The 24,505-nt window shown below is 63.0% G+C and carries 24 protein-coding genes; 13 read left to right on the top strand and 11 right to left on the bottom strand.

Features of this window, described 5'->3' with window-relative positions:
• Positions 1-216: 216 nt before the first annotated feature.
• Complete coding sequence (locus ACAX43_RS21550; protein WP_370710446.1) at positions 217-942, top strand: response regulator; 726 nt, start codon at positions 217-219, stop codon at positions 940-942.
• On the top strand, positions 926-2,242 hold the full coding sequence (locus tag ACAX43_RS21555; protein ID WP_370710447.1) for an ATP-binding protein: 1,317 nt from the start codon (positions 926-928) through the stop codon (positions 2,240-2,242). The genes ACAX43_RS21550 and ACAX43_RS21555 overlap by 17 nt, the downstream gene beginning before the upstream one ends.
• A gap of 105 nt (positions 2,243-2,347) precedes the next feature.
• Here ACAX43_RS21555 and ACAX43_RS21560 read toward each other — a convergent pair whose 3' ends face one another.
• Positions 2,348-2,614, bottom strand: coding sequence for a hypothetical protein (locus ACAX43_RS21560; protein ID WP_370710448.1), 267 nt, complete (start codon positions 2,612-2,614; stop codon positions 2,348-2,350).
• Positions 2,615-2,805: 191 nt separating this feature from the next.
• Positions 2,806-4,497: a diguanylate cyclase gene (locus ACAX43_RS21565; RefSeq protein ID WP_370710449.1), complete on the bottom strand. Its 1,692-nt coding sequence runs from the start codon at positions 4,495-4,497 to the stop codon at positions 2,806-2,808.
• Positions 4,498-5,207: 710 nt separating this feature from the next.
• Between ACAX43_RS21565 and ACAX43_RS21570 the strand changes: the two genes are divergently transcribed.
• Positions 5,208-6,959 (top strand): ABC transporter permease, encoded by a 1,752-nt coding sequence (locus ACAX43_RS21570; RefSeq protein ID WP_370710450.1) that lies wholly within the window; start codon positions 5,208-5,210, stop codon positions 6,957-6,959.
• Between the two features lie 155 nt (positions 6,960-7,114).
• Entirely contained in the window at positions 7,115-8,461 is a 1,347-nt protein-coding gene (locus tag ACAX43_RS21575; RefSeq protein ID WP_073430735.1) for an AAA-associated domain-containing protein, read from the top strand.
• A gap of 63 nt (positions 8,462-8,524) precedes the next feature.
• Here ACAX43_RS21575 and ACAX43_RS21580 read toward each other — a convergent pair whose 3' ends face one another.
• From ACAX43_RS21580 to ACAX43_RS21590, 3 genes are all read right to left on the bottom strand, one after another.
• On the bottom strand, positions 8,525-9,145 hold the full coding sequence (locus ACAX43_RS21580) for a hypothetical protein (protein ID WP_370710451.1): 621 nt from the start codon (positions 9,143-9,145) through the stop codon (positions 8,525-8,527).
• Complete coding sequence (locus ACAX43_RS21585) at positions 9,142-9,738, bottom strand: hypothetical protein (protein WP_370710452.1); 597 nt, start codon at positions 9,736-9,738, stop codon at positions 9,142-9,144. Before ACAX43_RS21585 ends, ACAX43_RS21580 begins: the two co-directional genes overlap by 4 nt.
• Before the next feature lie 343 nt (positions 9,739-10,081).
• Positions 10,082-11,143, bottom strand: a complete 1,062-nt coding sequence (locus ACAX43_RS21590) for a sigma-54 interaction domain-containing protein (RefSeq protein WP_370710453.1) — start codon at positions 11,141-11,143, stop codon at positions 10,082-10,084.
• A gap of 382 nt (positions 11,144-11,525) precedes the next feature.
• On the opposite strand from ACAX43_RS21590, the gene ACAX43_RS21595 reads away from it, so the two are divergent.
• The 6 genes from ACAX43_RS21595 to otsA all read left to right on the top strand — a co-directional run bounded on the left by ACAX43_RS21595 (position 11,526) and on the right by otsA (position 16,276).
• Positions 11,526-11,843, top strand: coding sequence for a YqjD family protein (locus tag ACAX43_RS21595; RefSeq protein ID WP_370710629.1), 318 nt, complete (start codon positions 11,526-11,528; stop codon positions 11,841-11,843).
• A gap of 48 nt (positions 11,844-11,891) precedes the next feature.
• A complete protein-coding gene (locus ACAX43_RS21600) occupies positions 11,892-12,161 on the top strand; it encodes a hypothetical protein (RefSeq protein ID WP_370710454.1) in 270 nt (89 codons plus the stop codon).
• Positions 12,162-12,462: 301 nt separating this feature from the next.
• Complete coding sequence (locus ACAX43_RS21605) at positions 12,463-13,863, top strand: sigma-54-dependent transcriptional regulator (protein WP_370710455.1); 1,401 nt, start codon at positions 12,463-12,465, stop codon at positions 13,861-13,863.
• A gap of 153 nt (positions 13,864-14,016) precedes the next feature.
• Complete coding sequence (locus tag ACAX43_RS21610) at positions 14,017-14,259, top strand: hypothetical protein (RefSeq protein WP_370710456.1); 243 nt, start codon at positions 14,017-14,019, stop codon at positions 14,257-14,259.
• A gap of 147 nt (positions 14,260-14,406) precedes the next feature.
• A complete protein-coding gene (locus tag ACAX43_RS21615) occupies positions 14,407-14,619 on the top strand; it encodes a hypothetical protein (RefSeq protein WP_370710457.1) in 213 nt (70 codons plus the stop codon).
• Positions 14,620-14,839: 220 nt separating this feature from the next.
• Positions 14,840-16,276 (top strand): alpha,alpha-trehalose-phosphate synthase (UDP-forming), encoded by a 1,437-nt coding sequence (gene otsA, locus ACAX43_RS21620; protein WP_370710458.1) that lies wholly within the window; start codon positions 14,840-14,842, stop codon positions 16,274-16,276.
• Between the two features lie 154 nt (positions 16,277-16,430).
• Here the strand turns inward: otsA and ACAX43_RS21625 are convergent, their stop codons facing one another.
• The 5 genes from ACAX43_RS21625 to ACAX43_RS21645 all read right to left on the bottom strand — a co-directional run bounded on the left by ACAX43_RS21625 (position 16,431) and on the right by ACAX43_RS21645 (position 21,069).
• On the bottom strand, positions 16,431-17,879 hold the full coding sequence (locus tag ACAX43_RS21625; protein WP_370710459.1) for an MFS transporter: 1,449 nt from the start codon (positions 17,877-17,879) through the stop codon (positions 16,431-16,433).
• Between the two features lie 135 nt (positions 17,880-18,014).
• On the bottom strand, positions 18,015-18,518 hold the full coding sequence (locus ACAX43_RS21630; protein WP_370710460.1) for a YbhB/YbcL family Raf kinase inhibitor-like protein: 504 nt from the start codon (positions 18,516-18,518) through the stop codon (positions 18,015-18,017).
• 185 nt (positions 18,519-18,703) lie between these two features.
• Entirely contained in the window at positions 18,704-19,150 is a 447-nt protein-coding gene (locus ACAX43_RS21635; RefSeq protein ID WP_370710461.1) for a very short patch repair endonuclease, read from the bottom strand.
• 86 nt (positions 19,151-19,236) lie between these two features.
• Positions 19,237-20,475, bottom strand: a complete 1,239-nt coding sequence (gene dcm, locus ACAX43_RS21640) for a DNA (cytosine-5-)-methyltransferase (protein ID WP_370710462.1) — start codon at positions 20,473-20,475, stop codon at positions 19,237-19,239.
• A 267-nt stretch (positions 20,476-20,742) separates the two neighbouring features.
• Complete coding sequence (locus tag ACAX43_RS21645; protein ID WP_370710463.1) at positions 20,743-21,069, bottom strand: hypothetical protein; 327 nt, start codon at positions 21,067-21,069, stop codon at positions 20,743-20,745.
• A gap of 167 nt (positions 21,070-21,236) precedes the next feature.
• Here ACAX43_RS21645 and ACAX43_RS21650 point away from each other — a divergent pair, with 167 nt between their 5' ends.
• The 3 genes from ACAX43_RS21650 (at position 21,237) to ACAX43_RS21660 (ending at position 22,738) form a co-directional block, all read left to right on the top strand.
• On the top strand, positions 21,237-21,428 hold the full coding sequence (locus ACAX43_RS21650; RefSeq protein WP_370710464.1) for a CsbD family protein: 192 nt from the start codon (positions 21,237-21,239) through the stop codon (positions 21,426-21,428).
• A 147-nt stretch (positions 21,429-21,575) separates the two neighbouring features.
• The gene (locus ACAX43_RS21655; RefSeq protein WP_370710465.1) at positions 21,576-21,797 is read left to right on the top strand and encodes a hypothetical protein; all 222 of its coding nucleotides are present in this window, start codon (positions 21,576-21,578) and stop codon (positions 21,795-21,797) included.
• Between the two features lie 233 nt (positions 21,798-22,030).
• Positions 22,031-22,738 (top strand): glutathione binding-like protein, encoded by a 708-nt coding sequence (locus ACAX43_RS21660; RefSeq protein ID WP_370710630.1) that lies wholly within the window; start codon positions 22,031-22,033, stop codon positions 22,736-22,738.
• A 137-nt stretch (positions 22,739-22,875) separates the two neighbouring features.
• On the opposite strand, the gene ACAX43_RS21665 is transcribed toward ACAX43_RS21660, so the two are convergent.
• Complete coding sequence (locus tag ACAX43_RS21665; RefSeq protein WP_370710466.1) at positions 22,876-24,003, bottom strand: porin; 1,128 nt, start codon at positions 24,001-24,003, stop codon at positions 22,876-22,878.
• Between the last annotated feature and the right edge of the window lie 502 nt (positions 24,004-24,505).

A 24,505-nucleotide genomic window follows, 5' to 3' on the forward strand; every position in this document is an offset into this window, starting at 1 on the left:
GACTCCCTGTAATGGAATAGCCGACGATGCAGCCGGTAATCGAGGACGGCCTGCATTCGGTAAGTCACAGCGTAGAGAACTGTGTCCGGCGCTGTGTTACGTGGCTTGATGCGGCTATTACGGGTCATTACGTGCGCCTTTCACCGTAACACCCGGTAACCCTTGAGGGCCGCCTGAAATCTGAAACCCTTCCTGCTGCGCGTTAAACTTCATCCCATGGCTACTCAAATACTGGTTGTCGACGACGACGTCGAATTGCGCGATCTGCTGCGCGAATATCTTGCGCGTCAGGGCATCGAAGTCTCGGTGCTGCACGACGCGGGCTCGCTCGAGCGCAGGCTCGAACGCGAGCGCCCGGACCTGATCGTGCTCGATCTGATGATGCCGGGCGTCGACGGGTTGACCGCGCTGCGCAAGCTGCGCGCGTCGGGCGACGACATTCCCGTCATCATGCTCACCGCGCGTGCGGACGACGTCGACCGGATCGTCGGGCTGGAGCTCGGCGCGGACGACTACCTCGGCAAGCCGTTCAACCCGCGCGAGTTGCTGGCGCGCGTGCAGGCGGTGCTGCGGCGGCGGCGCACGCTGCCCTCGGCGGCCGCGCCGGAGCAGCGCGAACCGTTCAACTTCGGCCGCTTCACGCTGGATTTCCAGTCGCGCACGCTGCATCTCGAAGACAAGCCGCTCACGCTGTCGGGCAGCGAATTCGCGCTCCTGAAGATTTTCGTCAATCACCCCATGCGCACGCTCACGCGTGAACGCCTGCTCGAATTGCTGCACGGTCCGGAATACGACGGCACCGACCGCGGCATCGACGTGCAGGTGTGGCGTCTGCGCCGCATTCTCGAAACCGATCCGTCCACGCCGCGTTTCATTCAAACGGTGCGCGGCCGCGGCTACGTGTTCGTGCCGGATGGCGATCAGCATGCGTCGGCCCATTGATTCGCTGTTCGGGCGGCTGGCACTGCTAGTTATCGCGGTGCTGCTGCTGTCGCATTTCGCGTGGTACGCGTTGATGCGGCTCGAGCGAAGCCAACTGCAAACGCGCTACGCGGTCGAGGAAGCTGTTTTCCTGGTCGATGCGGTGCGCCAGCACGTCGCCAATTCGCCGGAGCAGCCGCTGCCGTCGCGCGTCAGGCTGGTCGATCCGGCCAGCCCCGACGTGCCGGCCGAAGCGCCGGCTTTGCCGCCGCCGCTCGAGCGTTTCATCGAAGACGCGCGCGATCGCATGCCCACCGGTACGCAGGTGCGCGTCGGTGTACCAGGCCGCGCACCCACGCTGTGGGTGCGCGGCGTTTCTGATCGCAACTGGATCGTCGTGCCGGTGCAGCCGCTGCGGCCTCCGCGCTCGCTCGACCGGATGGTGCTGTGGCTCGTGATCATCTTCTCGTTCGCCGTCATGGCGGCGCTCTTTGCCGCATGGGCCCTCCAGCAGCCATTGCGCTCGCTCGCCCAGGCAGTCGCGCGCTTCGGCCGGGGCTTGCCGGTGCCGCCGGTGCCCGAGCGCGGTCCGCGCGAGTTGCGTCAGTTGACGCACGGCTTCAATCAGATGGTTCAGGAAGTGGCGCGTACCGAAAACGATCGGGCCGTGATGCTGGCCGGCGTCGCGCACGACCTGAAAACGCCGCTGGCGCGCCTGCGGCTGCGCGCCGAAATGATGGAAGAAGTGAAGATGCGTGACGGCGTGGTGCGCGACGTCAATTCGATGACCCATATCGTCGAGCAGTTTCTGGTGTTCGCGCACGACGGCGCCGATCGCAGCGAAGCGGTCGAGGTGGACGAGCAGTGCGAGCGGGTCGTGCGTAGTTATCGCGCGGTGGCGGCCGGTGCGCCCACCGTGCAGACCGAACTCAACGCGGGGCCGGGCTTCCTGCTGCCCGCCGCCACGCTCGACCGGATTCTGTCGAACCTGCTTGACAACGCACACGCCTATGGCGCGCCACCGGTCATCGTCGCCACCGCGGCCACGCCGCAAGGCTTCACGCTGTCGGTGAGTGACAATGGCTGCGGCATCGCCGCGCAGGATCTGATCAATGCCAGCCGGCCGTTTGTGCGGCTCGACCCGGCGCGCGGCGGCAACGGTCATAGCGGCCTGGGGCTCGCGATTGTCGAGCGGCTAGTGCGGCGGGCGGGCGGGGAGTGGGAGATCGGCAACCACGGCGGCCGTGGTTTGCGGGTCTTGATGAGCTTTCCGTTCGCAGCGGTGCCGCGTGTTGCGGCGGCCTCGGAAAGCGCCTGGTAGGTTGGGCGGGGTGCGGGCGGCTCGCGCCTGCCCCGCTATAGGTGCGCCGGAATGCGAGCTCCGAACGCGCTGTTCGGAATTCACGGCCAAGAGCCGGCGCGTTAGTTAGTCCGCAAACAGCGTGTTCAACGCATTCGCCGCGTCGCTATCCACGGTATTCCACGTCACTGTCTCGGCTTCGAAGATGTAGTGCGTGGTGTATTTGCCGAGACGTGCGAGGATCTCTTCCTGAATCAATTCCGGCGCGACGTCCAGTTTCAGGTACCACGCAGTCGACGACAAGCGCGTCTGGAACGCGCCATATTCGGCCAGCAAATGGTCGAATGCATCAGCATCCTGATCGCGACAGACGATGACCAAATTTCCCTTCATGCGAATCTCCCGTTAAAGCGGTAGCGGCAACCTGAGTGTCAAGGTTGATGATACCTGCTTCGTTACGGGACGCCCGAGGCCGGGGCTTGCGCTGCGTCATCAGCCGCGCTCGTCGACGCGCTGACGGGACGCCGGCGGGCAAGGGATGACGAGGCCGCTGTCCAAACGGTGGTCGGGCGGTTAGCCGCCCCTTACCACGCGGTGGCCACCGTGCGCGCGGGCGGCGCGGTGTCGTCGGGCGGCAGCGCTTCGGTGCGGTCGCGGCCCCCCGTCTTCGCCGCGTAGAGCGCCATGTCGGCGCGGCTCATGATTCGCTCGGGCAGATCGTCGGGCGAAAGTTCAGTGATGCCGATGCTTACGCTCAAGCCCACCGAGGCCGGCAACTTGGGCGAAGGAATCGATTTCAGGCGCAGGCGCAACCGTTCGACGACTTCGCGGCCGCCGGCCAGATCCGTGGCTGGCAGCAGCAAGCCGAACTCTTCGCCGCCGAGCCGGCCGACCGCATCGGCGCCGCGCAACTCCGCCCGGCAGGTGTCGACGAAATGTTCAAGCGCGCGGTCGCCGGCGGCGTGGCCGAAGCGGTCATTGATCTGCTTGAAGTGGTCGAGGTCGGCGATCGCCATGCACAGCGGTTCGTTGCCCGCATGCGCGCATTCGATCTCGCGGCGCAGCAGGTCGAGAAAGTAGCGCCGCGACAGCGCGCCGGTCAGCGCATCGTGGCGCGCCTCGGCCGAGAGCAGCGTATTGGCCGATTGCAATTGCTCGGCAAGATCGCGCGTGGCGCGATGGTGGCGCCGCTCGCGTACGTACGACACCGTGATCACCCACGCGAGCGCGACCGTGCCGGCGAGCGTCAGAAACACGAGCAGTTGGTCGCGTTTGTGATTTCGCAGTAGCTCGGGCCAGGCCGCGAGTGGATCGACCAGATGCGCCGACAGCCCCGAGTTCAACCCGCTGCGTGCCTGATACAGTGACGGCGCCGGCCGCTCGCTCATGCCGAACAGTTGTTGGGCGACGGTTGCGGGCACCCAGGGCGCCTGCTCGCGCACCTGGGCGTCGATCTGAATCCGTATGTCGGGGAGGATTTCGCGGCGATAGATGGTCATGCGCTCGGCGGCACTCATCTGCATGACGTGCGCGTTCGGCAGCGCGTGGCCTTCGAGTTGGCTGTTGTGCGCCATGATGATGACGCCGTTATCGTCGGCGACGAAGGTGCCGACATGCGCGACCCAGTGGCGCAGCCGCGCGATCCCCACCTTGGCGACCACCGCCCCGACCAGCAGGCCGTCGGCGTACACCGGCGCGGCGATGAAGATGCCCGGCTCGCCGCTCGCGCGGCCAACGCCGTAGGCTTCCGAAAACGCGCCGAGCAGTGCGTTCGTCAGGTAGGTGCGCGTGTGCATGTCGATGCCGACGAAGGAGCGCGCCCCGGCGAGCGGACTGCTGATGGCATTGCTCGATGCGACGCAGATGCCGTTGGCGTTGACGAGCCAGACCTGGTCGAGCCCGGAGAAGCCTTGCGCGTCATGCAGGAAGGCGCTCACGGCGGTCATGTGCGGGTCTTTTAACAACGCGGCGTGCAGCGCGGGTTCCGTCGTTTCGCCGTTCACGGCATAATTCTGGGATTGCACCAGCGCGTGCTGGATCACGTCCATTTCGGCCATGGTTGCGGGAATGGCCCGGGACATCGCGAGGTCGCTGGCGATCACCTCCGCCATGTTGTCGACGATCGAGGTGGACATTTGCCGCTGCGTGCGCATGGCCGCGTCCAGCTCTTGCTGTACCATCCGGTCCGCGACCATGCCGGCCACGAACCAGCAAACGAGCACGACCAGCACGAAGCTGATCGGTCCGGCTGCCTGGCGCAAGGTTGTCCTGTTCATCGACCCTCTGATCCGTCTGGCTGTGACATGCAACTGGTTCATTCGTGGCAGCGCGCTGACGCTGTTTCGCCCCCGCGCGAGCGGGTGTGATACGTCGCCGCGGTGGGCTGCGTCGAGGCCCGGCATAACCGTAAGCCGGCGCGTCGTCTCTTGATTTTAACTGTCATGGGGCCTGACGCTACCGTTATTGCGGGAATGCGAAGTGCAGGCGTCTTGCCCTACCGGTCTTAACGGCAGCGCGTCCGCTTTCTGAATGGCCATGCGGGTATTTCGAGTGGACTCCAGGGCGATTTCGGCCGCCGCCGCGGCTATGGAGCATGGGGTCGGTGCACGCGGTTAAGTGGCTCGCGGCGCGGTTCGCTTGCGCCGGCCGAAGGCCGTTGCCTGGGCGTTCGCCACGATTTACCGCGAAAGGTTGTGCCTGAAACATAGGATGGTGTAGTGTCGTGCCGTCCAAAACAAGGAAAACTCGCCAGCCTTCGGGCGGCGCCTGCGGCGACAGGAGCCCGGCTTGATGGTTGCGGTCCAGGGCGGCTCTCCCCCGGACACCTCCGTTGCCGGTCCACGTGTCTTCAACGCTAACGATTTACTGCACACACGCGTTTTGCCATGCCTGATTTCCGTTTTCCGGACCGATCCTCAGACCGCCGCGTTGAAGCCGCGGCACCCGTCGTGCGTTTGAACGCCTATATGAATAGGGAGCGCGTCTGATGGATTTCAGCTTCAACCTGAAGCGCACCGCCAATGCGTCGGCATGGCGGGTGCTGCCCAATCGCTGGGACTTCGTTGCCTTTCCGCTGATCATCTGCATCATCGCGATGGCGGCGATCGGTTTTCACGAGACCCTGGCGCCGATGTCGTCGCTCAAGACGCAAGCGATCTCGCTCGACCCGTCGAATCTGCCCGAGTACGCGATGCGCACCACGCTGCGCATGCTGGCGGCAATGGTCGCCTCGCTGATCTTCACGCTGGTGTACGGCACGCTCGCGGCCAAGAGCCGCCGCGCCGGCCTCGTGCTGGTGCCGATTCTCGACATCCTGCAGTCGGTGCCGGTGCTGGGCTACATTTCGTTTACCGTCACGTTCTTCCTCGCGCTGTTCCCGGGCCGTGTGCTCGGCGCCGAGCTGGCGGCGATCTTCGCGATCTTCACGAGCCAGGCGTGGAACATGACGTTCAGCTTCTATCAGTCGTTGCGCACGGTGCCGCGCGATCTGGACGAAGTCTCGCGCGGCTTTCATCTGACTTCATGGCAGCGCTTCTGGAAGCTGGAAGTGCCGTTCTCGATGCCGGGCCTCATCTGGAACATGATGATGTCCATGTCGGGCGGCTGGTTCTTCGTCGTTGCGTCGGAAGCGATCACGGTCGGCAACAACACGATCACGCTGCCAGGTATCGGCGCCTATCTGGCGCAGGCGATCTCCGACAAGAACCTGCATGCGGTCGGCTGGGTGATCCTTGCGATGACGGTCGTGATTCTCGCGTATGACCAGCTTCTGTTCCGCCCGCTGGTCGCATGGGCCGACAAATTCCGCATGGAAACCACCAGCTCCGGCAATGCGCCGGAATCGTGGCTGCTCGACCTGATTCGCCGCACCCGGCTGATTCACCGCTTGCTGGTGCCGCTCGGCTGGCTGTTTGCGAAGGCCGCGCGGATGCCGTTCCGGTTGCCGGCATTCCATGGCCCGCGCTTCCATATTCCGCAGCGCGAAAAGACCTCACGCCTGGGCGACATCGCCTGGGCGATTCTGGTGCTGCTCGCCACGGTCTATGTGGTGTACCGCGTATTCATCTACGTACGTACGGGCGTGACGCTCGAGGAAGTCGGCCACGTGTTCATACTCGGGCTCATCACGCTGCTGCGCGTGATTCTGCTGATCGCGATCGCCTCGGTGATCTGGGTGCCGATCGGTGTGCTGATCGGGCTGCGCCCGGCGCTGGCGGAGAAGATCCAGCCGGTTGCGCAGTTCCTCGCCGCGTTCCCGGCGAACCTGCTGTTCCCGGTGTTCGTCATCGCCATCGTGCGCTTTCATCTGAACCCGGACATCTGGCTGTCGCCGCTGATCGTGCTCGGCACTCAGTGGTATATCCTGTTCAACGTGATTGCCGGCGCGAGTTCCTATCCGAACGACTACCGCGAAGCCGCCAAGAATTTCCACATTCGCGGCTGGCAATGGTGGCGCCAGATCATGCTGCCGGGCATTTTTCCGTACTACGTGACGGGCGCGATCACCGCCTCGGGCGGGGCGTGGAACGCGAGCATCGTCGCGGAATTCGTCCAGTGGGGCGATACCAAGGTCGCCGCGCACGGTTTGGGCGCCTATATCGCACAGACTACCGCGGCGGGCGACTATCCGAAGATCATCATGGGCATCGCCGTGATGTCCCTGTTCGTGACCCTGTTCAACCGCCTGCTGTGGCGTCCGATGTACGCCTATGCCGAAGCCAAGCTCCGGCTTGATTGAGCGCCCCCGAACCTGTCGCTTCGCGCGAGGCGCCCCGAGGGGGTAATTCCCCCAGTCCGCCAAAGGGACTTCCTTCGGGGCCGGGGACCTCCCGCGGAGCGGAAAACCTGGGGGCGGCCCGGCGTTTTTGTTGAGAGAAATGAAGGCTAAACGCGATGCAAAATCCTAAAGCTGCTATGACCGCCGCGCCGATCCAGACGCCGCCGAAGCCGCCGCGCCTCGGCGAAGAGATTCTGCGCGTCAAGGACGTGTGCCGCGGTTTCAACAAGTCGCAGGGCGAGCTGCTCGTCCTCGACGACGCCAATCTGTCGCTGCGCGAAGGCGAGATTGTCGGTTTGCTGGGCCGTTCGGGCTCGGGCAAGTCGACGCTGTTGCGCATCATCGCCGGTCTGATCGAGCCGACCGACGGCGAAGTCACGTACATGGGCAAGCCGCTCGACGGCCCCGCGAAGGGCGTCGCGATGGTGTTCCAGACCTTCGCGCTGTTCCCATGGCTGACCGTGCTGCAGAACGTGGAAGCCGGCCTCGAAGCGCAGGGCGTGGCGGCGCGCGAGCGCCGCGAACGCGCACTCGCCGCGATCGATCTGATCGGTCTGGACGGTTTCGAAAACGCCTATCCGCGCGAGTTGTCGGGCGGCATGCGTCAGCGCGTTGGCTTTGCCCGCGCGCTGGTGGTCGACCCCACGCTGCTGTTGATGGACGAGCCGTTCTCCGCGCTCGACGTGCTGACCGCCGAAACGCTGCGTACCGATTTGCTTGATCTGTGGACGCAAGGCCGCATGCCGATCAAGGCGGTGCTGATCGTCACGCACAACATTGAAGAAGCCGTATTCATGTGCGACCGGATTCTGGTGCTGTCGTCGAATCCAGGCCGCGTGATCGCCGAGATCAAGGTGCCGTTCAAGCATCCGCGCAACCGCCTGGACCCGGCGTTCCGGCGTCTGGTCGACGAGATCTACGCGAAGATGACCGCGCGTCAGACCGACGAAAAGACCAAGAAGGGTCTCGAGCTGCACAGCTGGCTGCCGCATGTGTCCACCAACCTGATGGCCGGTCTGATCGAGACGCTGGCCGCCGCGCCGTATCACGGCCGCGCGGACATGCCGGAAATCGCCCGCTCGCTGCATCTGGAGGTGGACGATCTGTTCCCGGTTGCCGAAGTGCTGCAGCACCTGGGGTTTGCCGACGTGCGCGAAGGAGATATTTTCCTGACGCCGCCGGCGCGCGTGTTCGCCGAATTCGGCACCCAGGAACGCAAGATGATGTTCGCCGAGCATCTGCTGCGACATGTGCCGCTCGCCGCGCGGATCAAGAAGGTGTTGAACGAACGGCCGGGGCATCGTGCGCCGCGGGTGCGTTTTGAGCAGGAGCTGGAGGATTTTCTGTCGGACAGCGCCGCGGAAGAGACCCTCGACGCGGTCATCAACTGGGGCCGATATGGCGAGATCTTCTCGTACAACGACCAGACTGAAATCTTCAGCCTGGAAGACGTGGAGTCTTAAGTCAGGACGAGTTGAATAAGACTGTGCAGGCAAAAAAGCGGCAGGGGAGACCCCGCCGCTTTTTTATTGCAGATTGCCCCAGCGCTCGACCGCCGGTTCCGCCGATGCCCACTTCCAGCCCTTGTCCTGCCGACAGGCGCTTGCCGAGTACCAGTCTTCGTGCGCGCTCGGGCCGTCGCCGTCCTGCACCGAGAACACAAACTCCTTGCATAGCGCGAGCGCCGAACCAAACGCGCGCGTCACGCGCACCTGGCCGTGGCCGTTCTCGATCGGCAGCGTGTGCTTGACCACCCAGGGCCGCGTCTCGCCGACCGGCATGGCGCCGGCCAGCGCGGCGATCATTTTTTGCTGATCGGTGTGCATGGTGCGCATGTAGCGGCCGACAGCTTCGTCTGTCGCAGCCTGCACCGCAATGCCGACGCCGATGCCGACTGCCGGATTGGCGGTGACGAGACCTGAGGCGACGCCGGCCGCAGCACCGCTGGCCGCGCCGACCGACGAACAGCCGCTCGTCAGCAGACTGGCGCCGACACAGAGCGCACTGGCCAGTACGAGGCGCAACCGGTTGCCGGAAAGCGCGGCTGCAGGGGGGCGCGGGACCAGGGCGGCACGCGCGCCATCGGCGAACCGCGGCTCGGACAGACCGCGTTCAGCCGCGCCGCGTGGAAGCGAAGGCGCCTTCATTGCAGCGCGCCCCAGCGTTCGGTGGCGGGTTCGGCCGACGCCCATTTCCAGTTGTTGCCATCACGGCAAATCGACGCGACGTAGAACGCGCTGCTCGCCGGCACATTCTTGGTGGCGGTCTGATCGACTGAGAAGACGATTTCCTTGCAGTCGAGTGCGCCGTCGCTAATCGTACGGCTCACCGTGACGCGGCCGTGTTCGTCGTCTTCGATCGGCACCGAGTGGGTCACGCTCCACGGTGCAATCGCGCCGACGTCGAGCGGTCCGGCAATTTTGGCGATCCCGTCCTGCGTCTTCGTGTGCGCCACGCGCTCCGAGTACTGCACGCCGGCACGGGCCGCGGCCACCGCGCCGAGACCGATGCCGGTGGCCACTGCCGCATTGCTGGTGACTTTTGCCGCGAGCGCGGCGCCTGCGATTCCGGCTCCGGCGGTGGCGCCTTCCGTATAGAGCGAACTACAGCCGCTCAATGCCGCCGAGATCGCCACTGCCAACACGGCGAGCGTCGTTGCCTTGGGACGTCGCGGGTTCGCGGGTTTGGCCACGTTAGCCGCCTGCTTTGTCCATTCGGCCCACACCATACTTTTTTTCATTTCCCTGTCTCTGCTCCTGCAAGTGCCTGTCGTTGCCACGCGAAACACGTGTGTAAACGAGCGGCACGTCTTGCTCATCGTTGCAACATGCGCTGTCGCATTTTGCAGGATGGCATTTGTAATTGGCAGTGGGAAAGTGCAAGCAATTGCAAAAGATGATGCGAGACGAATCGGTTTCTGCTGAGCAGCAGTCGATTTGATTGGTGGTGCGAAGGGATCAAATTTGAGATTGCGGGCGCGCGAAGCGTGCCTTCTAGCAGGGCAAAACGTACAACGAACGCATCACTCACAGGCACCACACTCACGCTCACGCGACGCGGAACGCGTGAGCGAATAGCACAGTTTATTGCTCGGCTTCGTCGTCCAGGGCGGCGTCTTCGCCGTACGTGCTCAAGCGGTTGTACAGCGTTTTCAGACTCACGCCGAGCGCTTTGGCCGCGCGCCGTTTGTCGCCGCCGCAATACTTGAGCGTTCCGAGAATGATCTGCCTTTGCGCATCGGCGAGCGGTGTGCCGATCCACACACTCATCGCATCGCCTTGGGTGATGGGCTTTTTCACGCGCGAGGCGAGATGCGGATGTGGCAACTCGACCGTCTTCTCCGCGAGAATGAACGCGCGATACACCGCGTTCTTCAACTCGCGCACGTTGCCTGGCCACGACCAGGTGCGCAATGTTTCGAGCGACCGTTTGCTGAAACTCTTGCTCGCGCCTTCCTGCCGATTCAGCAATGCAAGGAAGTGTTGCGCGAGCAGTTCGCGATCGCTCTCACGCTCGCGCAACGGCGGCGCGCGCAACGGGAAAACCGCGAGTCGGTACATAAGATCTTCTCGCAGACCGTTTTCTTTCACGGCCACCGCGGGGTCGCGATTGGTCGCGGCGATCACGCGCACGTCGCCGCGAATCAGTTCGCTGCCACCGACCCGAAAGAACGTGCCGGTCTCGAGCGCGCGCAGGAGTTTGACCTGGCGCACCGGTGCCATTTCAGTGATTTCGTCGAGGAACAGCGTGCCGCCGTTCGCATGTTCGAAGTAGCCGACGCGGCCTTGGACCGCGCCCGTGAAGCTGCCTTTTTCGTGGCCGAACAACTCGGCTTCGATGAGTTCATCGGGAATCGCGCCGCAGTTCACCGCGACGAACGCGGCGTCCTTGCGGCTGCTTTGATCGTGAATCGTGCGGGCAATCAGTTCCTTGCCGGTACCGGATTCACCGATGATCAGCGCGGTCGCGTCGGTGCTGGCGACGCGCGCGATCTGCTCATACAAATCCAGCATCACCGGCGAGGAGCCGTAGAGCAGCCCGTACGATTTCAGTCCCGCGATGCCGTCCGCGACGCGCTGCTTGGCCTGTGCCGAAGCATTGCCGCCGGCGGAGACGGGGGGCGAGTCCAGATCGATTGACGCCATAAACGGGAAGTCCTGTGCAAATGGGTTCGGTGTCGCGGGGCGCAGGCCTAGGAGTGAAACGGACCCGTGCGGCCACTATCTCACAAATGTCGATTTAACCACTTTGATACGGTTTCCGGCAATCGATGTGGCTGTCGGCGAAATAGCCGGGCGCGGAGTCGGTCGAAAGTGCCTGAGGCAGTGGTGTGAACAACCCTAAAAGGCATATTTACCGGGCACGGGGTTTGCAAAATTGATCCGACACGCGTTTGCTTTTGAGCGAACCGTTCAAAGCGAGCCGCGCGGCGGACGCGGTTGTCCACCGCTCGTGACGCCGCTCGTTGAGCGCCGGAAACAACTCGCGAAAAACACGCGAACGCCGAACTCAGACCAGGAGTGAATGATGACTGACACCACGCAACAGCTTGCGCTCGGCGGCCAGAAGATCGTCGATGATCTGCGGGTGCTGCTGACAGACTCGGAAGAAATGCTGCGGCTTGCCGCCAATGTGCCGGGAGAGGGCGTCGGCGCGCTACGCGACCGGTTGGGCTCGCATGTCGAAACCCTGCAATCGGCCCTCGGCGATGCGCAGCAGAACGCGCAGCGGCGCTATCGGGCCGCGGCCGTCAACACCGAACGCTACGTGCGTCACAACCCCTGGCGCGCGATCGGCATCGCCGCGAGCGTCGGTTTCCTGCTTGGCGTGCTGAGCGCGCGCTAACGCGCAGATCTCGACGCCAACCTGTTTGACAATCACATGGAGTTAACGATGGCACGACCAAAAATTGGCATCTTCGGTGCGCTGATGGCGCTGGGCGCCGTTCTGGCGGTGCGTTACGCGCAGCGAAATCGCGCTGCGCAGGTTCCGGCGGCGCGAGAACTGAGCCGCTGGGAGGATGAGGGCGGCAAGACGGCTACGCCGTCCGGCAGCGTGACGGCGGCGAGCGCCAACCCCTCGACGCCCGGTGCCGCGCACGGCGCCGATGGCTCAGCGCGTTTGAACGGCCAAGGTCGTGCATGGCCATTTCCGCGCAGTTGATGGCGCCGGCGTCCCCCTGCGTCGACGTGTCGCCTTGACGAGAGGCGCCTCGCGCGAACTATAAATTTGTCTCGATAACGCCGTATAATAGGTAAATAGACAACAATGCCGCATCTGGATTGATAGTTTCCCTATCGATTGTTGCGGTATTGAATCAAGTCAAAGGTTCGGCGCTTTTGCAAAACGTTAGCGTGTGCTCACATCTGGGCGCGCCAGGGCGCAGCAACAAGCCGTCGGCCGGCTTTTTCAGCATGCGGTTTTGCATGTTTCCCCATTTACGCTTTCGGGCTTTCGAGACGCGATGCCACACGTACTGATTGTCGACGACGATGCGAGTACCCGCGAGGCGCTTTCCGCCATCATTGGGGAAGACGGCTTGACCACCGCCACCGCGGGGGATTTGCGCGAAGCGCGCATTCAACTGGTTCGGCAGATGCCGGACGTCGTCTTTACCGACCTGAAGCTGCCCGACGGCAGTGGAGTCGATCTGTTTGAAGATCTCGATCCGCGCTCCGGCGTGGAAGTGATCGTGATTACCGGCCACGCCACGGTGGAGTCGGCGGTCAACGCGCTGAAAATGGGCGCCACCGACTATCTGGTGAAGCCCATCAACATGCAGCGCGTGAAGGCGATCCTGTCGCGCCTGCCGCGCGCCGGCGACCTCAAGGCGGAAATCGGCACGCTACGCGGCGAGTTGCGCCGCATGGGACGGTTCGGTCTGATGCTCGGCAATTCGCCGGCCATGCAGGAGGTCTACGACCAGGTCAGCCGGGTCGCGCCGACGGCGGCCTCGGTCATGCTGGTGGGCGAGTCGGGCACCGGCAAGGAAGTCGCTGCGCAGACGCTGCACCAGCTCAGCTTGCGTCGTAAGCACGCGTTCCTCGCGGTGAACTGCGGCGCGATTTCGCCGAACCTGATCGAATCGGAAATGTTCGGCCACGAGCGTGGCTCGTTCACCGGCGCGGACCGTCAGCACAAAGGCTATTTCGAACGCGCGAACGGCGGCACGCTGTTTCTCGACGAAATCACCGAAATGCCGATCGAGTTGCAGGTGAAACTGCTGCGCGTGCTGGAAACCGGCATGTTCATGCGGGTCGGCACGACCAAGGAAATCGAAACGGATGTACGCCTGATCGCGGCCACTAACCGCGATCCGGAGCAGGCCGTGCTCGAAGGCAAGCTGCGGCTCGACTTGTACCACCGCCTGAACGTGTTTCCGATCAGCTTGCCGCCGCTGCGTGACCGGGGTAAGGACGTCGAACTGCTCGCGCAAGCGTTCCTCGACGAACTCAACGAGCGTCACAGCACGAAGAAGCACTTCCCCGCCGCACTGAAGGACATGCTGATGTCGTATCCATGGCCGGGTAATGTGCGCGAGCTGAAGAACTATGTGCAGCGCGCGCACATCATGTCGGGTTCGGATTCGGACAGCACGGCGACGGTGCCGTTGCAGATCACCTTGTCGAAACCCGCGGCCGGCACGGCGATCACGATTCCGTTCGGCACGTCGCTCGCCGAAGCCGACCGTCAGCTGATTGTGGCGACGCTCGAACAATGCGGCGGTGTAAAGACGCGCGCCGCGGAGATTCTCGGCATCAGTTTGAAGACGCTGTACAACCGTCTGGTCGAGTATGGCAACGACGCGCGTGAGGACGGTGATTCCGCCGACGAATCGCGCGCATTGCGCGGTGCGGATGCTTAACGTGGCTTAACGCACGCTCGGTGGCCTGGCGCGCGATACAGCGCCGGGCTCGCCTCGGCCCTCTCAACAAAACGCCATCCAGCCGGGTGCGCATCGGTAACGGCACAGGCCTTGCTGCGGTCCAGGGGAACGCAAAAAACGAGGATAACCGACATGCCGGAATACGCTGCCGCACCCGCGCTTCCCCTTCCACAGCACGCTCACCGTCCCGAGCCGATCGAACCGCCATCACCGCCGCCAGATCCCGGCGAGCCTGACACGATTCCGAGCCCCGGTCCGACTCCGGACCCGATCGAACCCGTTGCTCCGCCGATCGGCGATCCGCCGCCGCAGCCCACACAAACGCCACAAGCCAGTCAGCGTCGGCCCGCGCAGCCGCGAGGCATGCGACTCTGATGCCTTCCGTGCGCTGCGCCACCGGCGCAGCGGTTTTATGAACTTGTTACAAGGGCGACGCATCTTTTACCGGCAATTTACCGTCGTGACCTAGACTGTATTGATGCCGCTCTCAATTGCGGCGGGCTTCCCGTGGAGGCATCGATCATGAGACATCCAGCATTGCGCCGTTCCGCGCGCCACTCGAAGCGCGATTCCCGGCCGGGCAGCAGTAAGAGCGGGCCGCCCGAATCCCCGGATCCGGCCGCGCAGAACCGCGTCGCGCCTCATGCGCCGCCGGACGGCGATCACAACCAGGGCGGCGTGCGTCCGGAAGGGCTGGAATACCAGCGCGATCTCGGCTCGGAACAGGACGCCTGAACGGGTTTGACGGCCGGTAAGAAGGTTCGGGTAAGGTTCGGGTTCGTCATACAAAGCAGAAAAAACTTCTTCGCGGCGCGTCCGTGCCGCGTGTTTCTGCTCGCTCGTCACATTTGCATACATTTTTATTTCCAGCATCTAAAAAAACGGCACGCGACTTGCATGCAGCGTTCTGGCACATATCCGTATGCAACGAAGCAACTGACCAGGTGGAGCACCAATGAGCAGACTGATCGTGGTATCGAATCGTGTCGCGCCGACCCAGGAAGGCCGTCCCGCCGCAGGTGGCCTCGCGATCGGCGTGCTGGACGCGTTGAAGGAAACCGGCGGAGTCTGGTTCGGCTGGAGTGGTGAGACGGTGAGTGAACCGTCCCGTCCGGTCATCGAAAAGCAGGGCAATGTGACGTACGCGACGGTGGGCCTCACCAAGCGCGACTACGATCAGTACTATCGCGGCTTTTCGAACGCAACGCTGTGGCCGACGTTCCACTATCGCAATGACCTGTCGCGCTACGACCGGCAGGAGTACGCGGGCTATCAGCGCGTCAACGCGACGCTCGCCAAGCAGCTCAAGGAACTGCTCCAACCCGATGACATCATCTGGGTGCACGACTATCACCTGCTGCCGTTTGCGCGCTGCCTGCGCGAGCTCGGCGTGAAGAACCCGATCGGCTTCTTCCTGCATATTCCGTTTCCGGTTCCAGAAGTACTCCGCACGATTCCGCCGCATGAGGAATTGGTCAAGGCGATGTGCAGCTACGACGTGGTCGGCTTCCAGACCGACGCGGATCGCCAGTCGTTCGTCGATTTTATCGAGCGCGGCCAGCATGGCACCTCGAGCGAAGACGGCATGGTGCACGCCTACAACCGCTTCCTGAAAGTGGGCGCGTACCCGATCGGCATCTATCCCGATGCGATCGCCAAGGCCGCCGAGCAGTTCACCGATCGCAAGCCGGTACGCAGCCTGCGTGACGGCATGCGCGGGCGCAAGCTGATCATGAGTGTCGACCGGCTCGATTATTCAAAGGGTCTGGTGGAGCGCTTTCAGGCATTCGAACGGCTGCTGCTGAACGCACCGGGCTGGCACGGACGCGTTTCGCTGGTGCAGATCGCGCCGCCGACGCGCGCGGATGTGCAGACCTATCAACGCATTCGTCAGACGCTGGAGGGCGAAGCGGGCCGCATCAACGGCCGGTTCGCGCAACTCGACTGGACGCCGATTCAGTATCTGAACCGCAAATACGAACGTAACCTGCTGATGGCGCTGTTCCGGCAATCGCAGGTCGGCTATGTGACGCCGCTGCGCGATGGGATGAACCTCGTGGCGAAGGAGTACGTCGCATCGCAGGATCCGGCCGATCCTGGTGTGCTGGTGCTATCGCAATTCGCGGGCGCGGCCGAGCAACTGCCGGGCGCACTGGTCGTGAATCCGTTCGATCTGTCGCAGATGGCCGAGGCCTTGGAGCGCGCGCTGTCGATGCCGCTCGCCGAACGGCAAGCACGTCATGCGGACATGATGGCGCCGATGCGCGAGAACAATCTGTCGGTGTGGCGCGATACCTTCCTCGGCGATTTGCGCAACGTCGCGACGGCATCTTCGGTGACGGCCAAGGCGGTGAAACTCGCTGACGTAAGGGCGACCTCGCCGGGTCGGTAGCGGCGGAGCAGAGCGGTCGACCCGCGCGTGCCGGTCACGTCGAAACTGATTCGAGCAGGGCCGAGGGAAAAGAGAAGGGCGCGGATCGCGTGGTGCGATTCGCGCCCTTCGTTTATGGAGGGTTCAGGTGAGTGATGGTGCGCTCAGAGGGTGCTCAGGCAGCAGCGACATTCACCCGGGGCATCACCCGCAGCGTGCTGACCACGGCGGCGACCGCCGAAAAACCCGCGGCCACATACAGCACCACGATCGGCCCATGCTGTGGCGCGATGCCGAAGATCAGCGCGACCAGGGCGGCGCCCAGCGTCTGTCCGGTCAGGCGCGCGGTGCCGAGCATGCCGCTCGCGCCGCCGCTTCGCTCGCGCGGCGCGGCCGACAGCATGGTCCGGTTGTTCGGCGACTGAAAGATTCCGAAGCCCGCGCCGCATAGCGCCATGCGCCACGCGATCTGCAGGGGCTGCGGATGCGCGCCGAGCGTCGCGAGCAGCAGCAGGCCGGCCGTCATTGCAACGAGTCCGACGCCGCCCAGCCAACCGGACGAAATCCTGTCCGCCAGTACGCCCGCAATCGGCGCCGCGATGATAATCACCGCCGGCCAGGGTGTCATCAGCAAGCCGGTTTCCACCTGCGAAAAACCCAGCGTGTCCTGCAGCAGAAACGGCAGCGACACGAAGGCCAGCATCTGCGCGCAGAACGAACAGACCGAGGTGCCGATCGACAGCGCGAACACCGGAATCTTCAGCAAATCGATCGGCAGCAAGGGCGCGGCCTGGGTCAGCTGACGGCGCACGAAGAAGTAGCCGATCGCCACTGCGCCGAGCGCTTCCGCGGCGATCCAGCCGAAGCCTTCGCCGTGGCCGAGACCGTCGACCGCAAAAATCAGCAGGCCGAACACGAACGCGTTCATCACCGCGCTCAGATAGTCGTATGGCGAATCGTGGCCGGGATTCATCGGCAGCGCCTTGAAGCCGCCGACGATCGCCGCGATGCCGATCGGCACATTGATCGCGAACAGCCAGGGCCACGAGGCGATGGCGAGCACGCCGGAGGCGACCGTTGGCCCGACCGCGGACGACACCGCGACCACCATCGCATTGATCGCAACGCCGCGCCCGAGTTGCGCGGGCGGATAGATCATGCGCACCAGCGCGGTGTTGACGCTCATGATGCCCGCCGCGCCGAAGCCCTGAATCACGCGGGCAAGCGCGAGCGTCGGCAGGGAGGTGGACAGCGCGCAACCGAACGACGCCACCGTGAACAGGATCAGCCCGGCCAGATAGACGCGCCGGTAGCCGATGCGGTCGCCGAGCGACGCGAGCGGCAGTAGCGAAATGGTGACGGCGAGCTGGTACGCGTTGACGACCCAGATCGAGCCGGCCGCGCTGGCGTGCAGATTGCGCGCGATGGTCGGCAGCGCTACGTTGGCGATCGCGCTGTCGAGCACCGCCAGCGTGAGGCCAAGCGCGATAACCAGCATCGCCCAGTAGCGTTGCGGAAGCGGCAAGCCCTGTTCGGTGCTATCCGCGAGCGGCGTGCCGACGGCAAGGGTGTCGGCGGCTTCGGCGGGCATCGAACCGTCCTTGCGCGATGGTTGTGCGTGCATCGTTCTTTTGAATTGAAGTGGGGCGGCTGGTCCGCTACACGATCATCCACGCGTGCTGACGGCCGCCGTGGGCAAACCGGCGGCAACCGCGACGATGCCGGCGCCGCACAGCGCACCCGCATCGCGTCTCACGCATTATTTGAGTTCGTACAGACCGGTGTGAGTGGTCGAGTCGAGTTCATTCAGATGCGTCATGAAGCGCGCGACCGCATTGGTGGTGTCCGCGTTGATGGGCAGGTGCGGCACCTTCAGCGCATGCAGGCGGAAGATGTAGCGATGCGCCCTGTCGCCACGCGGCGGCGCGGCGCCACCGAAGCCGACTGTGCCGTAGTCGTTGCGTACCTGCAGCGCGCCTTGCGGCAGCAGCGAGCCGTCGGCTTTGCCGGCATTGCGCGGCAGTGAGCGGGCCTCGGCCGGAATGTTGACGACCACCCAGTGCCAGAAGCCGCTGCCCGTGGGCGCGTCGGGATCGTGAACGGTGAGTGCGAAGCTTTGGGTGTCGGGCGGCGGCGCGTCCCACTGCAACGCGGGCGAGATGTTCTCGCCGTCCACGCCGAATGCTTTGTCGTGGTATTCGTGGGCTTTCGGCATGAAGCCGTTGGTGGGAAATTCGTCGGACCAGAGACGGAAATCAGCCATTGTGTGCCTCCCTTCTTGAGTGGGTTCTGGGATGATCGGGGTGTGTTTTTTTGCTGCCGCCTTGCCACTGAATTGCCAGCGGGATTGTTGCAGCGTTGGCATGCAAAAATGCTCCGAGCTAGCCAATCGAGTGTATCACCAGCGGCGTCGGGATTCGCTCCAGCGAGGCAAACTACAAGCGGCTTTCAGCCGCGCTCCTCGAAGCGGGGCGCGTCGCTCTTCAGCCACTCGACGAGCCGCTGCAACACGCCCTCGATATCGCGATTCGCACCACGCAAAGCGCATTCCCACACCACCCCCACGCGCCAACCGTTCGCGAGCAACGCCTCGCGAACCTTGTCGTCGTTGCTGCGATTGCGGCCGATCTTGTCGCGCCAGAACTCGGGCCGCGTCTGCGGCCATTTGAAAAGATGACAGTCGTGGCCGTGCCAGAAACAGCCATGCACCAGCACGACGGCGCGGTAGCGCGGCAGCACGATGTCGGGGCGCCCCGGTAGATCGCGCGCGTCCAGACGGAAACGAAAGCCCTGGCCGTGCAGCAGGCTGCGGATCAGGATTTCCGGTTTCGTATTGCGGCCGCGAATGCCGGACATCATCCGGCTGCGCGTCGCGCTATCGACGATATCGACCATCGTTAAAGCCTACGTAGCGCACATGTAGCCGATCAGGCCATTCAGGTGTAGAGCGAAAGGGCTTGCTTCGAACCATTGTGCATCTCCTAGGCAAGCAGCGTTTGCACATGCGGCAGCATGATGCGCGCCACTTCCCGCATCACCGGCATCACGACGCTATTGCCGAATTGCCGGTAAGCCTGCGTGTCGCTGACCGGAATCCTGAAGGTATCGGGAAAGCCCATCAACCGTGCGCATTCGCGCGGCGTGAGGCGTCGCGGCCGCGATTGCTCGCCTTGATGGACCAGAATCTCCGAGCCGTCCTTGTGATAACGCGCGGAGAGTGTGCGCGTGACGCTGTCCGGATAGGCCATGCCGAAGCCAAAGCCATTGCCCGCCGCGCGATGCTTCGCCGCGTAGTTTTGCAGATAGGTCCAGAGATTCGGCGTGAGCGTGTACTTCGGTTGTACGCGGTTGGCGGCGTGGTCGAAGAAGCGATCATGGTCCCACGGCAGCACCGGTTCGCTGCCGTCCGTGCGGTGCAGGATCGAGCCGAGGCGCGGCCCGCTTTCCGGCAGACGCAGATCGTCCCAGGAGAACGACGTCCTGCCGCGAAAACCGACGATGATGATGCGCTCCCGGTGCTGCGGCGTGAAATGCTGGCCGTCGACCACGCGGTAATGCACTTCGTAGCCGAGCTCGTCGCGCAAGGTTTGCAGGATCACGTCGAAGGTACGGCCTTTATCGTGCGACAGCAGATTCTTCACGTTCTCCAGCAGGAAAGCGGCGGGCCGCTTCGCCGCGATGATCCGCGCGACATCGAAAAACAGCGTGCCTTGCGTGGTGCACTCGAAGCCGTGCGGACGCCCGAGTGCGTTTTTCTTGCTGACGCCGGCAATCGAAAACGGCTGGCATGGAAAACCGCCGAGCAGCACGTCGTGACTCGGCACGTCTTCGGCGGGAAAGGAGACGATGTCGCCGATCAGCGCATGTTCGCCGCCTGCGGGGTAGTTCTCGCGGTAGGTCTTGGTGGAAAAATCGTTCCACTCGCTTGTGAAGACGCAATCGCCGCCGTGGGCCTCGAAGCCCATGCGAATGCCGCCGATGCCGGCGAACAGATCGATGAAGCGGAATTGGGCGTCGCCCATGACCGCGCCGTCCCGGGGCCGCCCGCTGCTGCGCAGCAGATCGCGCAAGGCCGGTTCGAGCATGGCCGGGCACGGTGTGGCGCCTTTTTCCCAGCGACGCACCGTCTTGATGTCCTTGCCGACATGCGCGGCGATTTCGCGTTGTGTGAAGCGGGCGCGCGCCTGTTTGAGCAGTTCGAGCGGTGCGGCGAGGGTCACGGAGGTCCTTGCTGGGAATTTTTGCGGACATTATGACCTAAGGTCGTCCCATTTCCCCGATTTTCGCAAAGAACGGGCAGAAAATTTCCGCGACGAACGTCGACCTACGCCGAAATGCGGCTGTCACAGGTGGACGTGTAGGCTTTAAGCGTGACGCGAATTCCCCGCGTTGCGACGTGTTTGAGGCCGCGGCATGGTTCGCGGCCTTTTTTTATGCATGGGGATGGCGGCCGCGACGCGAAGGTCGCCGATAAAACACGCGGCGCGTCAGAAATGGCGGCTGGCGACCGCAATCCGCGGCGCGTGGGCCCAGGAGGAGACTGCCGGCATCAGCGGGTCCCATGCCCGCTGATACGCCGCGTCGAATTCATCGATCTGCAGCAACAGGCTGTCGACAGCGCACAGCTGCGCGTGGGAGAGGTGGCCGGTGTCGAGCAACTGGTACAGACGCTTGCGCCAGTAGGCAGCCGGCAAAATCGGGCCGCCCAGATCGCCGTGTAAAGACGGCCGCATCACGCGCCCGATATGCGCGATATCCTGATCGATCAACGCCGCCTGGGATGACCCCTTCAGCGTAATGAGTGTGCGGTCCATGGCTCCTCCATGGCTGCATAACGGCAAGCTGAGCCGGGACTTTAGGGCTTTTTTAAAATATTTTTTGCGGCTGGCCTGGTTGGGGGGAAACCGCTCGGGCACACCCGTTGCTCAACAGGGATTACTGGCGTAATGTCGCGCCGGCATTCCAAATATTGGAGCCGAACATGAACAAGGACCAGGTGAAGGGTGTAGGCGAGCAGATCAAGGGCAAGGTCAATGAAGCCGTTGGTAAAGCCACGAACAACCCGGGCAAGGAGCTGAAGGGCGACCTGCAGCAAGGCGCCGGCAAGGTGGAGAAAGCCTATGGCGACGCGAAGGAAGATGCCAAGGACAATGCAAAGCGCAACGCGCCGTAATTCGGCTCGCGGTGTAGCTTGATGGGAAAAGGCGCTTCGGCGCCTTTTTTCGTTTTGCCTGGGAGTAACCCGGGTTCGGCGCCGCGGACGCTCCGTGCGCCGTGCGTCGCCTTTAGACTTGGCGCATCCAACCCGGAAGAGGCGCCCATGACACCCGAAAAAGTGCTTTCGATGTTCGAACGGCAGTACCTGGAGGGCAAAGCGCCCGTCGACCTCGAGCCCACCTGTGCGAGTTTCGCCAGTTGGCTGGCAGCGACGTGGGAGCAACTCGACGGCGAGCAGAAGACGCTTCTGTTGACGGTCGGCGCAGCGTTGTGGCGTGAAGGGTATAACCTGCGCGCCGCTACGGCGACCAAGGATTTGTGGTGAGCCCGGGTGCCCTGACGCGGTTGTGCGTTCGGGAAGAGCGCTGCGTGGTTACGTTCGAATCGAGTGCCGACGTCGTGCGAGGGGGTTTCGAGGCGAGATCGTACGCGTTGCGCTGAGTCGGTTTATATTTGGCGGTCGCGCGTTCGGGTCTTTTCTTTCGGTCTTCTGACCGATCGCCGATGCCCGTTTCCGATTTCCAGCCGCAGTTCTCGCATAAGGGTTACACGATCACCATGTCCGATCTATCCGCCTTCCCGATCACGAAGAAATGGCCTGCCGAGCATTCCGACCGGATTCAGCTGTACTCGCTGCCGACGCCCAACGGCGTGAAGGTGTCGATCATGCTCGAAGAGACCGGTCTGCCCTATGAGCCGCATCTCGTGCGTTTCGACACGAACGATCAGATGTCCGCGGCGTTTCTGTCGCTGAATCCGAACAACAAGATTCCGGCGATCATCGATCCGCACGGCCCGGACGGCAAACCCCTGCCGCTGTTCGAATCCGGCGCGATTCTGATTTACCTCGCGGACAAGACGGGCAAATTGATCCCGCGGGATGGCGCGGGCCGCTATGAAGCGATCCAGTGGGTGATGTTTCAGATGGGCGGTATCGGGCCGATGTTCGGTCAGGTCGGCTTCTTCCACAAGTTTGCCGGCAAGGAATACGAAGACAAGCGGCCACGCGATCGTTACATCGCCGAGTCGAAACGGCTGCTTGGTGTGCTGGAGCAGCAACTCGAAGGACGCGACTGGATTCTGGGCGACACCTACTCGATCGCTGACATTGCGACCTTTCCGTGGGTGCGTAATCTGATCGGCTTTTACGAAGCAGGGGATCTGGTCGGGATTGAAGACTTTCCGAATGTGAAGCGGGTGCTGGCGGCGTTCGTCGCGCGTCCGGCGGTGGTGAAGGGTTTGGATATTCCGAAGCGGCCTTCCTGACGGATTAGTGCGGACGGCAAGCAAGGTTTTCGGAGTACGTACAAACGTCCATTCGAACCACCGCCGAACCTGATGGGAGATTGCCGTGCAATCTCCCGATCTTAGTGCTCAACGGTCAACGGTCGACAGCGACGGGCCTACCACTTGTGCCGGAGTCCGATCACCGCCGAGACTTGCGACTTGGTGCTGGACGGGGAGAGCGAATAGATCTGCGCGTACTGCGCGTCACCCGCCGCTTTCTGAAAGATGCCGACGAGAAAGAGATCCGTGCGCTTGCTGAGCAGATAGTCCACGCCGGTATTCACCTGATGCCATTTCGGACTATTGTTCTGCGGATGATATTGCCCCGTGGTGAAGATATACGCGGCGCCCAGCACGAGTTGCGGCGTCACGTAGTCAGTGAGCGAAACCTCAAAATTCTGCAGCGTCAGACGCGACGTGTCGAGATAGTCGAATCGCGCGTTGGTATAAAGCAGCGACAGGCTCGCCGTGCCCAATGCGTAGGCGCCGCCCGCTCCAAACATCCTTTGCTTGCTCACGCCAGCGTGGGACGCCGGATTCGTGATGAACGGTGACGTGAAGCCATAGTCATTCACGACCGCGCCGTTCGTGTTATTGACGTCGTTCGGTGTGTTGACCTGAAGGAACGCCACGCCGGCTTTCAGCGGTCCGTTGTGATATTGGGCCGCAGCGCTATAAGCATTGTTGTCGGAGAAGCCGCCCGCTTTATTCGAGAAGCCGTAGAGCCCTTCGAACTGAAAACCTTTGTAGTCGACGCTCTTGTACTGGACCGCGTTGTTGATCCGGAATGTGTCGAACACGTTATCACTGTCGCCAATGTGCGCACCGTAGGCCGCGAACTGACAGGCCGACTCGAAGGCACACAGCGTGACGGCCTCGTCGTATTGACGGCCTAGCGTTACCGTCCCGAAGGATTTCGACGACAAGCCGACAAAAGCCTGCCGCCCAAACTCCCGGCCGCCTTGCGACAGTGAGCCAGTCGCGAGACTGTAGCCGTTTTCCAGCGTGAAGATGGCTTGCAGGCCCCCGCCCAGATCCTCCACGCCCTTCATCCCCCAGCGAGGCGTCTGCATCGGGCCGCTCGCAAATTGCCATGTCGAGTGGCCTTGATTGTCGGCTCCTTTCTGGTTGTTCGCATAGACGATACCGGTCGAGATCAGGCCGTACAGGGTCACGCTGCTTTGGGCGGATGCCGTCTGGCAGAACAGAGCCATCGCGGCGAGAGCAAAGATGCGTCGATTCATGATTTCCTTTGAGCGCTGGTTTGGGAAAGTGAAAGCGAATGCTTGAAGCAGGCTTGATGCGGCTTTGTCATTAGGATCACGAAGCAAATACGTTGTGTAGCGGAATCGTTGTTGCTGCGATCACGGTCCTGACTTTCTCTGGTCGATAGGCAACTCAACGCTGCGTTCCCGCATCGAGATGGATGCCATTACATCCGCCTTTCGGTCGTTGTCCTGCACGCCGTGGCGAATCTGGTGCGATTGCTGGCGATTCTTGCGGAACAAAATTCGCGACAGCTAGCACCGAATTTGACTACCAGTGATCGAATTTTTAGCGCGTCAAGATCGAATGGGTGTACGAATCGCGCACGCTTGTAGGCGCTTTGTCAGAAAGCTCGCTTGGGAACACCGCTCTAATTTCAGCATCGCTCATCTTCAAAATTGATGCTTGCGAGGACACTTTTGGCTCTTAATAATCGATTCGACCGGCAGCGCTAAGTGTTTGAAGACCGGCCCCTTGTAT

The sequence above is a fragment of the Paraburkholderia sp. IW21 genome (assembly GCF_041321145.1).
Taxonomy (GTDB): Bacteria; Pseudomonadota; Gammaproteobacteria; order Burkholderiales; family Burkholderiaceae; genus Paraburkholderia.